Source organism: Chachezhania sediminis (genome assembly GCF_009765275.1).
GTDB classification, from domain to species: Bacteria; Pseudomonadota; Alphaproteobacteria; order Rhodobacterales; family Rhodobacteraceae; genus Chachezhania; species Chachezhania sediminis.
Map to the genome: position 1 here is coordinate 161,849 of NZ_VOPH01000002.1, position 14,868 is coordinate 176,716.

11 protein-coding genes are annotated in these 14,868 nt (G+C 65.7%); 6 read left to right on the forward strand and 5 right to left on the reverse strand.

The features are described 5' to 3' along the window. Nucleotides 1-86 precede the first annotated feature (86 nt). Nucleotides 87-2,051, forward strand: coding sequence for a multiheme c-type cytochrome (locus tag FQK05_RS05720; protein ID WP_233270393.1), 1,965 nt, complete (start codon nucleotides 87-89; stop codon nucleotides 2,049-2,051). Between the two features lie 355 nt (nucleotides 2,052-2,406). Here FQK05_RS05720 and FQK05_RS05725 read toward each other — a convergent pair whose 3' ends face one another. Together FQK05_RS05725 and FQK05_RS05730 are read right to left on the reverse strand one after the other, a co-directional pair. Next, a complete protein-coding gene (locus FQK05_RS05725; protein ID WP_158964954.1) occupies nucleotides 2,407-3,015 on the reverse strand; it encodes a 2-hydroxychromene-2-carboxylate isomerase in 609 nt (202 codons plus the stop codon). A 63-nt stretch (nucleotides 3,016-3,078) separates the two neighbouring features. Then, the gene (locus tag FQK05_RS05730; protein WP_233270394.1) at nucleotides 3,079-4,737 is read right to left on the reverse strand and encodes an alpha-glucosidase; all 1,659 of its coding nucleotides are present in this window, start codon (nucleotides 4,735-4,737) and stop codon (nucleotides 3,079-3,081) included. A gap of 430 nt (nucleotides 4,738-5,167) precedes the next feature. Here FQK05_RS05730 and FQK05_RS05735 point away from each other — a divergent pair, with 430 nt between their 5' ends. The 5 genes from FQK05_RS05735 (at nucleotide 5,168) to FQK05_RS05755 (ending at nucleotide 11,342) form a co-directional block, all read left to right on the forward strand. Continuing rightward, nucleotides 5,168-6,274 carry an NAD(P)H-dependent glycerol-3-phosphate dehydrogenase gene (locus tag FQK05_RS05735; RefSeq protein ID WP_233270395.1) on the forward strand — a complete coding sequence of 369 codons (1,107 nt, stop codon included), beginning with the start codon at nucleotides 5,168-5,170 and terminating at the stop codon, nucleotides 6,272-6,274. Continuing rightward, complete coding sequence (locus tag FQK05_RS05740; protein WP_158964956.1) at nucleotides 6,271-7,068, forward strand: HAD-IIB family hydrolase; 798 nt, start codon at nucleotides 6,271-6,273, stop codon at nucleotides 7,066-7,068. The genes FQK05_RS05735 and FQK05_RS05740 overlap by 4 nt, the downstream gene beginning before the upstream one ends. Continuing rightward, nucleotides 7,058-8,554 carry a glucosylglycerol-phosphate synthase gene (ggpS, locus tag FQK05_RS05745; RefSeq protein ID WP_158964957.1) on the forward strand — a complete coding sequence of 499 codons (1,497 nt, stop codon included), beginning with the start codon at nucleotides 7,058-7,060 and terminating at the stop codon, nucleotides 8,552-8,554. The genes FQK05_RS05740 and ggpS overlap by 11 nt, the downstream gene beginning before the upstream one ends. A gap of 149 nt (nucleotides 8,555-8,703) precedes the next feature. Continuing rightward, nucleotides 8,704-9,930: an MFS transporter gene (locus FQK05_RS05750; RefSeq protein WP_158964958.1), complete on the forward strand. Its 1,227-nt coding sequence runs from the start codon at nucleotides 8,704-8,706 to the stop codon at nucleotides 9,928-9,930. 185 nt (nucleotides 9,931-10,115) lie between these two features. Further along, nucleotides 10,116-11,342, forward strand: coding sequence for an MFS transporter (locus tag FQK05_RS05755; protein ID WP_158964959.1), 1,227 nt, complete (start codon nucleotides 10,116-10,118; stop codon nucleotides 11,340-11,342). Nucleotides 11,343-11,444: 102 nt separating this feature from the next. On the opposite strand, the gene speB is transcribed toward FQK05_RS05755, so the two are convergent. From speB to FQK05_RS05770, 3 genes are all read right to left on the reverse strand, one after another. Continuing rightward, nucleotides 11,445-12,404, reverse strand: coding sequence for an agmatinase (speB, locus tag FQK05_RS05760; protein ID WP_158964960.1), 960 nt, complete (start codon nucleotides 12,402-12,404; stop codon nucleotides 11,445-11,447). Nucleotides 12,405-12,553: 149 nt separating this feature from the next. Then, nucleotides 12,554-14,068, reverse strand: coding sequence for an aldehyde dehydrogenase (NADP(+)) (locus FQK05_RS05765; protein ID WP_158964961.1), 1,515 nt, complete (start codon nucleotides 14,066-14,068; stop codon nucleotides 12,554-12,556). 5 nt (nucleotides 14,069-14,073) lie between these two features. Next, a complete protein-coding gene (locus FQK05_RS05770) occupies nucleotides 14,074-14,868 on the reverse strand; it encodes an NAD-dependent epimerase/dehydratase family protein (protein ID WP_158964962.1) in 795 nt (264 codons plus the stop codon).

The window sequence follows — 14,868 nt, forward strand, 5'->3', positions numbered from 1 at the left end:
CCCGCCTCCGTGTCCGCCCCACCTTGACTTGGGGCGCTGCGCCACGGAACGGTTCCCAGGATCCAGCCAGCCCCGGAGCCCGCCTCTTGTTCCCGTTTCCCATCGCCGCCTGTCGCCCCCTTGCCGCCGCCCTGTTCCTGGCCTTCGTGTCCGGGCAGGCCGCCCTGGCCCAGGACGATCCGGCGACCCAGCCGCCGCACTATGTCGGGTCCGAAACCTGCACGACCTGTCATGAAGAGGCGACCGCACACTGGATCGGCTCGCACCACCAGCTGGCCTGGACGATGCCGGGCCCGGACACGGTGATCGCCGATTTCGATGGCACGTCCTTCGACGGGGCCGGGATGCATGTCGAGTTTTCGCAGGATGAAGACGGCTATCATGCCGCGGTGACCGAGGCGGACGGCTCTCGGGCCGCCTATGACATCCATTCCGTCGTCGGCATCGCGCCCCTGCAGCAGTACCTGATCGAGACGGAGCCGGGGAAACTGCAAAGTTTCGACGTGGTCTGGGATGCCGCCAAGGGTGAATGGTATCACCTGTATGGCGACAATGTCCTGCCGCCGGCCGACGGGCTGCACTGGACCGGGCCCTACAAGAACTGGAACGCCCGCTGCGCCGAATGCCATGCAACCGGGTACAAGAAGAACTATGATCCCGCCACCGGCCGATACCAGTCGACAGAGGTGGAGATCGGCGTGGGATGCGAGGCCTGCCATGGCCCCGGCTCGGCCCATGTCGAATGGACCACCACGCAAGGTTCGGGGCCGGCGAACGCATCCTATGGCCTGGTCATGTCGCCCGACGCCAGCCCCGAGGACTGGATCCAGCAATGCGGCACATGCCATTCCCGGCGGGAACCCTTGGGCGACGGCAACCCGATGCCGGGCGCGCCCTATCACGACAATTTCCGTCTGCTGCCGCTGACGCCGGGCCTCTACCACGCCGACGGGCAGATCCTGGACGAAGTCTATGTACTGGGGTCTTTCCTGCAGTCGAAGATGTACGACAAGGGTGTGACCTGCACGAACTGCCACGACCCGCATTCGATGCAGCTGGTCGCCGAAGGCAACACGGTCTGCACCCAGTGCCATTCGCCGGCCGGCAACCCGGATTTCCCGTCGCTGCCGCTGAAGGTCTTCGACGGGCCCGAACACACGTTCCACGAACCCGGTACGGCCGGTGCGGAATGCAAGAACTGCCACATGGTGGAACAGGTCTACATGGGGATCGACTGGCGGGCCGACCACAGCTTCCGCATCCCGCGCCCCGACCTGGATGCCCGCACCGGTGCGCCGGATGCCTGCACCACCTGCCACACCGACCGGACACCGGAATGGGCGGCGGCCGAGATCCAGAAGCGGTTCCCCGAGTCCACCCATCGCGGGTCCCACTATGGCACGCTCTTCGCGCGGGCACAGCGCGATCCGGCGGGTACCCAGCGCGGGCTGATCGAGCTGGCGCAGGATCCCGTGACGCCGGACATCGTGCGGGCGACCGCGCTGTATCTCATGACCTCCGCCGCCGGGCCCCGCGCCGCGGACGGGACGGTCGCCCTGCTGGACGACCCGAACCCGCTGGTCCGCGAACACGCAATCCCGCTGCAGGGCGCTCTGCCCGATCAGCAGGCCGCCGACCGGATCGCCCCTCTGCTGCGGGACCCGTCGCGGAATGTCCGTCTGGCCGCGCTGCGCAGCCTGCTGCAGCTTCAGTCTGCCACACTGTCGCCCGAAGCGATGGCCGACCGCGACAAAGTCATGGCCGAACTCAGCCAGTCGCTGGGCGACCGCTTCGACTTTCCGGAAACGCAGCTGGTGATGGGCGGCATGGCGCTGTCGCAGCGCCAGTTCCCGGCGGCGCTGTCGGCCTTCCATAGGGCGGTTGAGATGGACCCGCAGCTGACCGACGCGTGGAGCCTGATTATCCGCCTGACCGCCGCACTGCAGGGCCCCGAAGCCGGCCAGCAACAGGCCCGCGCCGCGCTGGCCGCCAACCCGGATGTGCCCGCGCTGCAGGAACTGGCCGCGCAGCTTGGGATCACCCAGCCCTAGGGTCAGGACCTTATCATCCTGCGCCTTCGGGGCCTAATCTGCGAAAGATCAGGGGTTTGGGGAATGCCGGGAATAGCGGTTCTGTTTCCAAACGGCCCGAGCCCCTGAGATGAACCGGATATGACGTCCTTCGGATTTGACGACCCCCCTCTTGGGGCCTCACAAGCGATTGAAATAAATGTACTATTCCTGCGAACTCGTTCGTGACCATAGGGGAAATCCGTCAAACCGACGGTGCAGGATGAATGGGTCCTGACCCTGCCCCCCCGACAGAGGGACGTCTGCCGCTTCTTCACAAGGAAGTGTGCGGCCCGCCCTTGGCGCCGTCACGAAGCTGTCGCGATCACAGCCGGACCTAGACCCAGCCCTGCCAGGGGTTTCGGGCCCATTCCAGCGCCTGTTCCAGCCGGTCGTTGCCCCAGAACAGCTCTCCGTCCGGGGTGCGCCAGGTGGGGGCGCCGAAGATGCCCAGGCCCTTGGCCTTCGCCGTCTGGGCTCGCAGCGCGTCCTTGTTGTCCTGGGTGTCCGCAACTTCCATCACAGGGCGGGGGTCCAGGCCCATGTCCAGCAGGACGCGGCCCAGAACGGTCCGGTCGGCAATCGGGCGGCCTTCGGCAAATTGTGCGGCATAGACGCCACGACTGAACCGCGCCCGGGTCCCGTCATCCGGCAGGGCGATGGCGATCCGCGCCGCTTCCAGTCCGTTCTGTGGGAATTCGGACGGGCGCCGGAACGGCACGCCGGCACGCGCGCAGATCCGTTCCATGTCACGCCACATATAAGTGCCCTTGACCGGCTGCAGGACGAATGGCGAGGTCGTCCAGCCCTGTTCGGCAAAGATCGGACCCAGAAGGAAGGGCCGCCAGCGCAGGGTCAGCCCGGCCTCGGCCGCCAGGGCCTCGGCCCGCATTGCGGCGGGATAGGAATAGGTGCTGGCGAACTCGAACCAGAACTCGATCTGCATGGGGCAACCTTTCACCGGAACGGGGCCAAGGTAGACCGGTTGCAACCCGAAGGGGAAGCGTCCTCAAACGCGTTCCAGCGCGAAGGCCGCCTGCCAGGGGCCCAGCACCGTTTCGTCCTCGCCCGGCGCCAGAATGAAGGGGGATCCCAGGTCCCGCTGCCAGTCGCCCGGCGGCAGGATCAGGTCCGTCGGTTCTGGCGACAGGTTGAAGCTACAGAACAGCCGTTCGTCGCCATGGGTCCGCAGGAAGGAAATCGCACCCGGGGTGGCCGACACGATTTCCAGCCTGCCCTTCACCAGGCAGGGATGGGCGCGGCGGAAGGCGATCATGTGGCGATAGAAGGCCAACATGCTGTCCTCGCGGTCCGACTGGACACTGACGGCGCTTTCCAGATGCTCCATCGCCACCGGCAGCCAGGGTTTCACGTCGGTGAACCCGCCGTACTGGTGATCCTGGACCCAGGGAATCGGCGTCCGCGCCCCGTCGCGACCGCGGTATTTCGGCCAGAACTGCTTGCCATAGGGGTCCTGCAGATCCTCGAAGGCCACATAGGCCTCGCCCAGGCCCAGTTCCTCGCCCTGGTACAGACACACCGACCCCCGCAGCGACAACAGCAGGGCGGCATAGATCCGGGCGGAAGGGTCATAAAGACCCCAGCGCGTGACGTGCCGTTCGACATCGTGGTTGGAAAAGGCCCAGCAGGCCCAGCCATCGGCCATCATCTGGTTTGTGCGCTGCAGGATATCGGCCAGATAGTCGCCCGTGGGTGTATGGCCCGACAGGAACTCGAAGTCATAGCACATGTGCAGCTTGTCATCGCCCTGCGTGTATTCGGCCTGAAGGGCTGCGCCATGCAGGCCGTCGCCCACCTCTCCCAGCGTCGTGCGGTCTTCGAATTCTTCCATCAGCGCCCGGATCCGCTGCAGGAAGACCAGGTTGGCGGACTGGTTCTTGTCGTGGACATGGTCCTGGAAATTATAGGGGTTTACGGCCGGGGCATGGGTTTCCGTCCGTTCCGACCGCTGCAGCGCCGGGTTGTCGCGCAGCTTCTCGTCGTGGAAGAAGTAGTTCACCGTATCCAGCCGGAAGCCGTCGACGCCGCGTTCCAGCCAGAAGCGGACGACGTCCAGAAGCTCTTCCTGTACATCGGGATTGTGCAGGTTCAGGTCGGGCTGTTCGGGCAGGAAGTTGTGCAGATAGTACTGCATCCGTTCGCCATCCCACTGCCACGCGGATCCGCCGAAGAAGGACAGCCAGTTGTTGGGCGGCGTGCCGTCGGGCCGGGGATCGGCCCAGACATACCAATCCGCCCGCGAATTGGTACGCGAGGCGCGGCTTTCCGTGAACCACGGATGCTGCGCGGCGGTATGGGACAGCACGAGGTCGATCAGCACCCGCAGGCCCAGGTCGTGCGCCCGGGCGATCAGCGCGTCGAAGTCGCCGATGGATCCGAAGATCGGGTCGACATCGCGGTAATCCGAAACGTCATAGCCGAAATCCAGCATGGGAGAGCGGTAGAAGGGCGAGATCCAGATCGCGTCCACGCCCAGCTGCGCGACATAGGGCAGCCGGTGGATGATTCCCGACAGGTCCCCGATCCCGTCCGAGTTCGAATCCTGGAAAGACCGCGGATAGATCTGGTAGATCACCGCGCCCCGCCACCAGTCGGGGTCCGCCGTCAGGACACGGGGAGGCTGCTCGGTCTGGTCGGTATACGGCACGGGCGGCTCCTTTTCTGCATCGGCATGGCGGCGACTTTGCACCCGCCGCATGACCGAATGGAACACCGGATATGGCGCATCTCGACGGCCTGTCCACGACTGGAAATGCCGGCCGCGTCAAAAAGTTGCTCGAAACCGACACATCATAGTCGTAAACAGGCCACTTCAGCCCAGGAGCGCGTCATTCGCCCGCAATGCGCCCAAAAATGCATCCAGGCTTAGGCCAATCATCGCTTGTTGCATTTTTTCGGGAACAATTCTGCGCATGCAGCATTACATGTGCGTTAGCGAAAGATGAAAAACGACATGAACGGACGGAAAACGACGATGACACAAGCATTTTGCACAAGGGGAACTGCGCTTCAGACCGACGTGACCGACGAGGTCGCCCATGAAGCATGACAACACATTCCAGGGTGATCCCCTTCCCATGAAAGTACGCTCCTATGCCCGGGTGGCGGTTATCGGCGCAGGGTCCTGGGGGACCGCGCTGGCCGCAACACTGGCCCGCGCTGGCGTCTCGACCCGAATCTGGGGGCGCGACCCGGAGGTGCTGAAGGAAATCAACAGCCGCCACACCACCGAACGGTTCCTGCCGGGCGTGACCCTGCCGGACAATCTGCTGGGCGTCTTCGACATGGAACGCGCCCTGGCAGACGCGGACGCGGCGTTGATCGTCGTACCTTCGCGCAGCGTGCGCAGCGTGGCCCGTCAGGTCGCCGAATACGCGCCAGCCGACATGCCCGTCGCCATCTGTGCCAAGGGGATCGAGGCCGAAACCGGCCTGCTGATGACCCAGGTCGCGCAAGAGGAACTGGGCAACCGGCCCGTCGGCTGCGTGTCGGGTCCGACCTTCGCCCGCGAAACGGCCCTTGGCCATCCGACCGCAGCGACAGTCGCCTTCCCCTTCGGCCATGTCGACCGGCTGAAGCCGGAAGAAAGCCCGGCCGTTCGTCTCGCCGTGTCGCTGAGCACCGAGGCGTTCCGGGCCTATGTTTCCGACGACCTGACCGGCGTGGAAATCGGCGGCGCGGTCAAGAACGTGATCGCCATCGCCTGTGGCATGATGACCGGCGCGGGCTTCGCCGAGAACACGCGCGCCGCGCTGATCACCCGTGGCCTTGATGAAATGAAGGCCCTGGCCGAGGCCCTTGGCGGCCGTCGCGAAACGGTCACTGGCCTGTCGGGTGTGGGCGATCTGACGTTGACCTGTTCCAGCACCACCTCGCGCAACATGGCGCTGGGCGTGCAGCTGGGCGAGGGGACCCCCCGGGCCGACTGCTTCGACGGCAAGCCCGTCGTCGTGGAAGGCGAGGTCAACGCCAAGTCGGTCACCGACCTGGCCCGGCGCCTGGGCGTCGACATGCCGATCTGCGAAACTGTCCGGTCCGTCCTGCACGACAAGGTCGACCTTGGCACCGCATTCGCTTCGCTCTGGGCACGTCCCATCGAGGCCGAACCGAAGGCGATGAGCCTCGCCTTCTCTCATCCCGCAACCGATCAAGATATAGCAACACTTGCAGAAAGGATCTCATGACCCGTCACGAGCGCTTCGCCGACAAGGACTTCTCCAACAAGGACTTCGTACTGGCCACCGATCTTGACGGGACATTCCTGGGCGGATCCGACAAGGACCGCGAGATGTTCTATGGATGGATCGAGGCCAGCCGCGACCGCGTCGGCCTGATTTTCGTCACCGGGCGCGATCCCGGTTTCATTTCCGACCTGACCAAGAGGCGGGGCGTCCCGCGTCCCGACTATGTCGTGGGCGACGTGGGCACCACCATCGCTTCGGTCGATCACCACCACTTCCTGTCGCCGATCCAGGCCCTGGAAGCCCATATCTCGGAAGCCTGGGGCGATGCCGGGGCCCGCGTGAACGCCGCGCTGCGCGGCGTGTCGGGTCTGCGGTTGCAGCCGACGCTGTTCCGTCACCGCGTCAGCTATGACATGGACCCGGCAGAGTTCGACCCCCGCGCGGTCGAGATCGTCGAGGATCTGGGCCTGGACGCCCTGATTTCCGACAACCGGTTCTTCGACGTGCTGCCCAAGGGCGTGAGCAAGGGGCCGTCGCTGCGCCGCCTGCTGGAATACCTGGGCGTCGAGGAAGGCCGCACGCTGGTCGCCGGCGACACGATGAACGACCTGTCGATGATCGCGTCGGGCCTTCCGGCCGTGGCCGTCGGCAATTCGGAAGAGGCGCTGAAGAAAGAGGTCGCCGACCTGCGCAGCGTCACCGTGGCCCAGGCCCATGGCGTCGCCGGGATCGCCGAAGCGATCCAGCGCTTCGAGATGTTCCCCAAACCGAAGGAGGCTGTCGATGTCGTCTGAACTGGTGATCGTATATCACCGGCAGCCCTACGAGGAGCATGTCGACGAGAACGGCAACACGGTGCTGAAGGAAAACAAAAGCCCCAACGGCATCGTGCCCACGCTGAAAAGCTTCTTCGGCAGCGTCGATCACGGCGCCTGGGTCGCCTGGAAGCTGGCCGACGATCCGGATAATCCGGCGTTCGAGAAGCGGATCGAGATCGACGACAGCTATGGCAAGTACTCGGTCTCGCGTCTACCGCTGTCGGCGGAACAGGTGCGCGAGTTCTACCACATCACCTCGAAAGAGGCGTTCTGGCCGATCCTGCACGGGTTCAAGGAACGCTACAACTATGACCCGGTAGACTGGAAGAACTTCCAGGACGTGAACCGCCGTTTCGCCGAAGCGGCGGCCGAGGAGGCCGCCGAAGGCGCGCTGGTCTGGATCCACGACTACAACCTTTGGATGGTGCCGCTTTACCTGCGGGAACTGCGGCCCGACGTCCGGATCAGCTTCTTCCACCATACGCCCTTCCCCGCGGCCGACGTCTTCAACGTGCTGCCCTGGCGGCGGCACATCGTGGAAAGCCTGCTGGCCTGCGACGACGTGGGGTTCCATATCCCGCGCTATGCGGCGAACTTCGTGTCGGTTGCCTCCAGCCTCTTCGATGTCGAAATTGCGGAAATGAACCGCGTTCCGGACAAGTGGATTTCCGACGATACCGCGCTGATCGAACGGATGCTGCCGTCGGCCGTGACGCATCAAGGCCGCAAGGTCGCGATCAGCGTCACCCCGGTGGGGGTCGACGTCGAATTCATCGACGAACGCACCCGTCTGGAGGCGACCGAAACGCGCCTGGCCGAGATCCGGTCCGAACTGGGCGATGCCAAGATGATCCTGTCGGTCGGTCGCACCGACTATACCAAGGGCGGGATCGAGCAGCTGACCAGCTTCGAGCGGATCCTGGAACAGAACCCGGACCTGCGCGGCAAGGTCCGTCTGATGCATGTTTCGGTATCGGCCAATACCGGCATGACCGCCTATGAAGAGGTCCAGAACGAGATCGAGCAGATGGCCGGCCATATCAACGGCCGCTTCGGCCGCTTCGACTGGCAGCCGGTCACGCTGATTTCCCGCGCGATCCCGTTCGAACAGCTGGTGGCCTATTATCGCGCAGCCGACGTGGCGTGGATCACGCCGCTGGCGGACGGGATGAACCTGGTGTGCAAGGAATTCGTGGCATCGCGCTTCGACGGGGACGGCGTGCTGGTCCTGTCGGAATTCGCCGGTGCCGCGGTGGAACTGGGGGGCGCCGTGATCACAAACCCCTATTCCTTCAAGTCGATGGATGCCGCCATCCTTGAGGCGCTGGCCATGCCCGAAGACGAACGCCGCCGCCGGATGGCGCGGCTGCGGGTGGCCGTCTTCGCGAACGACGTGCGCCAGTGGGGGCCGGGCAGCCTGTCCCTGAAACGCTCGTTACTTCAGGAAGTGCCCGCGGCCTGACCGCAAATCCAGACCGATGACTGCCTGACCGGCCCCCGTTCGCGGGGCCGGCCAGACAGTCCTGATGCCGTCGCCGGGGCTTCCGAGTGACCAGCGGCAGCCATTGTCCGACACTGACCTGCGTGCAGATCCAGACCGGAGTCCCATCCATGTTGAAAAGTATCCTGCCCCTGTCCGCCCTGCTGCTGGGCTCTGCCTTCCTGATGTTCGCCGGCGGCGTGAACGGGCTGATCCTGCCGATCCGGGGCGAGATCGAAGGCATGTCCGCCGCCTCGCTGGGTCTTCTGGGGACCGGCTGGGCGCTTGGCTACGTGCTGGGCTGCCTGCGCACGTCCTATCTTGTGGCCCGGGTCGGCCATGTCCGCGTGTTCGGGGCGATGTGCGCAGTCGCCACGATCTCGATCCTGTTTTCGCTGCTGTTCGTCACGCCCTGGGTCTGGATCCCCCTGCGGGGGCTTTCCGGTTTCTGCTTTGCCGGCGCCGCGATGGTCGTCGAAAGCTGGATCAACGAACATGCCGACCATTCGACAAGGGGCCGGGTCTTCGGCATCTACACCATGGTCAACCTTGCCGCGACCACGGCGGGCCAGCTGGCACTGACCGTCGGCAATCCGGCCGGTTTCCTATTCTTCGTGCTGCCCGCCATCGTCTATTGCATGGCGCTGCTGCCGACGGCCATATCGGCCGCCTCCAGCCCCAGCCCCATCGTTTCGGTGAAGCTGGACGTCGCCACGTTGTGGCGGAACTCTCCGGTGGCGGTCTTCGGGGTGTTCATGGTGGGGATCTCGAACGGCGCCTTCGGCACGCTGGCCGCGGTCTATGCCGCCTATGCGGGCCTGGCCGTGCACGAGGTCGCCTTCTTCGCCGCCCTGCCCGTCCTGGCCGGCGCCATCGCGCAACTGCCCATCGGCTATCTGTCGGACCGCTTCGACCGCCGCCTGGTCCTGATCGCCACGGCGATCGTGGCGCTGGCAGCGGATGCGACCTTCGTCTTTTTCACTCCGCAGGGGGTCATGCCCAACATCATCGCGGGCGCAATCTTCGGCGCCGCCGTCTTTTCCATGCAGCCGATCATCGTGGCCCATGCCAACGACTATGCCGAACCCGGGAAATCGATCCAGGTCGCGGGCGGGCTGTTGCTGGTCTTCGGCATCGGCACCATCATCGGCCCCACCGTCGCGGGTCTCGCGATGTCGGAATTCCATTCGACCAGCCTGTTCTGGATCACCGCGGGCTCTCACATCCTGCTGATCCTCTTTGCCGTGGCCCGGATCCGCGCCCGCGATTCCCTGTCCGAAGAAGACAAGGGCAGCTTCGTCGCGTCGCCCCTGCCACGATCGACGACGCCGGTCACGCAGGTCATGGCGGAAAGCTGATGCGCGCGCCCCGGAACGCGCCTCGGCGCCTTCCGGCTGGTCGGGCGAAGGGGTGAACCATTGCCCGCTGGCTCGCCCCCGGCCTATGCTCTAGGGGAGCGAAAACAGCGTCGACCACGGCGCGACCGGAGTCGGGCCGGGCAAGAGCCGCGACGTCGGAAGACATCGGATCGACGCAGGCCGCCATGCTGAAGACTATCTTCCCCCTTTCCGCCCTGTTCCTGGGATCGTCCTTCCTTCTGATCGCGGGGGGCATGAACAGCCTGATCCTGCCGATCCGGGGCGAGATCGAGGGCATGACCGCCGCCTCGCTGGGCCTTCTGGGCACCGGCTGGGCCATTGGCTATGTGCTGGGCTGCCTGCGCACATCGGCGCTGGTGGCACGGGTCGGCCACGTACGCGTCTTCGGCGCGATGTGCGCAGTGGCGACGATTTCGATCCTGCTGTCGCTGATCTTTGTCACGCCCTGGGTCTGGGTGCCGCTTCGGGGGCTGTCGGGCTTCTGTTTCGCCGGCGCCGCCATGGTCGTCGAAAGCTGGCTCAGTGATTATTCCGACCAGACCACCCGCGGCAGGGTCTTCGGGATCTACACACTGGTCAATCTCGCCTCCTCGACCATAGGGCAACTGGCGCTGACGCTGGGCGATCCGACCGGGTTCCTGTTCTTCGTGCTGCCGGCGATCATCTATTGCCTGGCACTGCTACCCACCGCGATTTCGGCCGCCTCCAGCCCCAGCCCGCTGGTCAGCGTGAAACTGGACCTGCGGGCCCTGTGGCGCAATTCGCCGGTGGCGGTCTTTGCCGTCTTCATGTCGGGGATATCGAACGGCACCTTCGGAACCCTGTCGCCCGTCTATGCCGCCCGCGCCGGGCTGGATATCCGAGAGGTCGCATTCTTTGCGGCCCTTCCCGTGCTGGCGGGCGCGCTGGCGCAGCTGCCCTTCGGATACCTGTCGGACCGGCACGACCGCCGGAAGGTGCTGGTCCTGACCGCCGTTCTGGCGCTGATCGCGGACGGGTTCTTCATCTTCTTCACGCCCGAGGCGGTCTGGCTGACCCTGGCTGTGGGCGCGCTGTTCGGGGCCTCGATCTACACGATGTATCCGATCATCGTGGCCCATGCGAACGACCATGCCACGCCGGGCACAGCGATCCAGGTCAGCGGCGGGCTGTTGATGGTCTTTGGCTTCGGCACGATCATCGGGCCGACGGTCGCGGGCTTCGCCATGACCGGCTTCGGCAGCACCAGTCTGTTCTGGATCACTGCCGTGGCGCACATCCTGATCATCCTCTTCGCGGTCGCGCGGATCTATGCCCGCAAGCCCATGGCCGAGGAAGACAAGTCCGCCTTCCGCGCGGCCCCCATGGGCCGCGCCACCACGCCGGAGACGTCCAGCCTGGCAGAAGGCTGATCGGGCGGGGCGCTTCCGTTTCGGCAAGAAGGATGGCGGCCGCCTCGGGGTGCGGCGGCCGATACCCGGCGTGCCGCCGGGTGGGACTTCAATTCCAAGGCCTCAGCCCCGCCGCGCATCCACGGCCAGGGCCAGGACACACAGGATCTCGTACATCACGTTGGCCGCGTTCAGCGAGGTGATGGTGCCGTTGTCGAAGGGCGGCGAAACCTCGACGACGTCCGCGCCGATCAGGTCCACGCCCTTCAGTTCGCGGATCATCCGCTGCGCCTCGATCATGGTGATGCCCCCCGCCTCCGGCGTGCCGGTGCCCGGCGCATAGATCGGGTCCAGCGCGTCGACGTCGAAGGACACATAGACAGGCCCGTCGCCCACGACCGCCTTCGCCTCGGCAATGGCGGCGCGCCAGCCCATGTCGGTGAATTCCTCCATGCGGATCACGCGCATCCCGCTGTCGTAGGAGAACTTCCACAGGTCCGGATCGCCCATCGAACCGCGGATCCCGATCTGGCAGACGCGTTTCGGGTCCAGAAGCCCCTCCAGCACCCCGTTCCGGAAGGGGGAGCCGTGGTGGAACCGCGATCCCATGTAGTCGCCCCCGGTATCGGCATGGGCGTCGATATGGATCATCCCCACCGGCCGGTCCGCCGCCAGCGCCCTGAGGATCGGAAGCGAGATCGAATGGTCCCCGCCGACGCTGAGCGGCACTGCCCCGGCCGCGTGCAGGCGGGCAAAGCCGGCGCGGATCTCGTCATGGGCGTGGTTCAGTTCGAACGGCTCCTCGGGCCAGATGTCGCCCACATCCGCCACCTTGCACAGCTTGAACGGGTTTACGTCCAGCACCGGGTGGTGCGTCCGGATGATCGACGACTGGTTGCGCACCTCGCGCGGGCCATGGCGGGCGCCGGTGCGGTTGGTCACGCCGCCGTCGAAGGGAACGCCCACCAACGCGATTTCGACGCCCGCAGGGTCCTCGGTATAAGGCGCGCGCATGAAGGTCGGCACGCCGGTATAGCGGGGCCGCATCTGGGGGTTCGCGTATTCGGGGTATTTCTCGGACATGGGCCACGCTCCTGCCATCGGTTCGGATGGTACTGTGCGAAGGCCGGCCCGTTCCCCGCAAGCGGGAAAACCGGGGCGCGACGATCGGATCCAGCAAATGGTCGCGCCCCCGGGGACCTGCCGGCGGCCGGCAGGTCCTGGAGGTCCGGTTACTGCAGGTCTTCCGGCAGAAGACCCACCGGCATGTTCTGATAGCTGACCGGCCGCAGGAAGCGCCGGATCGCCATGGTCCCGACCGAGGTCGCGCCAAAATTGGTCGACGCCGGGTAGGGACCGCCATGGACCATCGCCTCGCTGACCTCGACCCCGGTGGGGAAGCCGTTGGCCAGCACCCGGCCCGCCTTGCGCTCCAGGATAGGCAACAGCCGCGCGGCGGTGTCCATGTCGCCCTCGTCCATCTGCAGCGTCGCGGTCAGCTGGCCTTCGAAGCCTTTCGCCAACGTTTCCATCGCTGCCGTATCCTCGACACGAACGACCACGCCCAGGGGGCCGAAGACCTCTTCGCCCACCGTGTGATCGGCCAGGAACGCCTCGGCATCGATTTCATAAAGGGCGGGCCTGGCAGTCCGACCTTCGTTGTCGTTCTGCAGAAGCGGCGTCACGGCATTGCGGCCGTCGAAACGGTCCACCCCGTCGCGATAGGCAGCGGCGATACCGTCGGTCAGCATTTTCTGGGCGCCGACCTTGGTCAGGGCATCGGTGGCGGCCGCGACGAAGGCGTCGCCATCCGCGCCCTTCCGGACGACGGCGATGCCCGGGTTGGTGCAGAACTGCCCCGCCCCCATGGTCAGCGACCCGGCCCAGCCTTCGCCGATGGCCGCACCGCGGGCCTTCGCGGCCTCCGGCAGGACGAACATCGGGTTGACGGAGCCCAGTTCGCCATAGAACGGGATCGGTTCGGGCCGCGCCATGCACAGGTCGAACAGCGCCTTGCCGCCCCGAAGCGACCCGGTGAAGCCCACAGCCTTGATCAGCGGATGCTGGACCAGGGCCGCGCCCAGTTGATGGCCCGAGCCCTGAATCACGCTGAAGACGCCGGGATGGATCCCGCATTTCCGGATCGCCGCGTCGATGGCCTGGGCCACGATGTCGGTGGTGCCTGGATGCGCCGGGTGGCCCTTCACGACCACCGGACAGCCGGCGGCCAGCGCGGATGCCGTGTCCCCGCCCGCGGTGGAAAAGGCCAGCGGGAAGTTCGAGGCACCGAAGACGGCGACCGGCCCGATGGGCCGCTGGATCAGCCGGATGTCGGGCCGCGGCAGGGGCTGGCGGTCGGGCAGCGCCATGTCGTGACGCCGGTCCAGGTAGTCGCCCTTTTCGATATGATCCGCGAACAGGCGCAACTGGCCGGTGGTCCGGCCGCGTTCGCCCTGAAGCCGCGCCTCGGGCAGACCGCTTTCCTTCATCGCCATAGGCGTGATCGCGTCGGCCCGTGCCTCGATCTGGTCGGCGATCTCGCGCAGGAAGGCGGCCCGTTCGGCCCGGGTCGTATAGCCATAGGACCAGAACGCCTCTTCCGCCGCCTCGCAGGCCAGCGCCACCTGTTCGGGGGTGCCTTCGGCAAAGCGGTCGGGCGCGCCGTCGAAGGGCACGTTGGCAAAGCTCTCCTCGCCACCGACCCAGTCGCCGGCAATCAGGTGTTTCCCTTTCAGTTCGACTGACATCTTGGTCACTCCTTTAAAATCGGGTCCTGGGTAAATGCCCCGCCCTGATAGACCGAGGCCGGATCGTCAACCGGGGGCGGCGGACCCGCGGCATCCAGTTCGGCCCGGTATGTTTCGGAATTGTCCTTCGGCCGCCAGCCCAGGTAGCGCGCCGCAGAATTGTCCCACCAGGTCACGTCGTTGTTGGAAATGCCCCAGATGATCGGACAGCCCAGCATCGGCGCGCGAAAGATCGCCTCGATCATCGAAACGAAGTCGTCATAACTCATCCACGTGCCAAGCATACGGTGATTGACCGGCTTCGGAAAGCAGGACCCGATCCGGACGATAGCCGTCTCCTGCCCGAACTTGGAATGGTACATGGACGCCATCGCCTCGCCGAAACATTTGGACACGCCGTAAAGCCCATCGGGCATTACCGGATCGGTCGCCTGCAGATGGCTGTCCTGCCTGTGAAAGCCCACCACATGATTCGAACTGGCGAACACGATCCGCGGCATGCCATGGGCGCGCGCGGCCTCGTACAGGTTGTAGACCCCTTCGATATTGCCCTTCAGGATCTGGGCAAAGGGCCGTTCCACCGACACGCCGCCCAGGTGGACGATGCCGTCGCAACCGTCGACAAGATCCATTACCGCGGCCGCATCGGCCAGGTCGCACTGCACGACCTCTTCGTTCGGACCGGCCGGATCCATCGGGGCGATATCCGACAGGCGGACAGTTTCGGCCATGTGGGCCAGACGGGTGCGCATCACCTTGCCGACACCTCCGGCGGCGCCGGTGATCAACAGTCGCTTCAC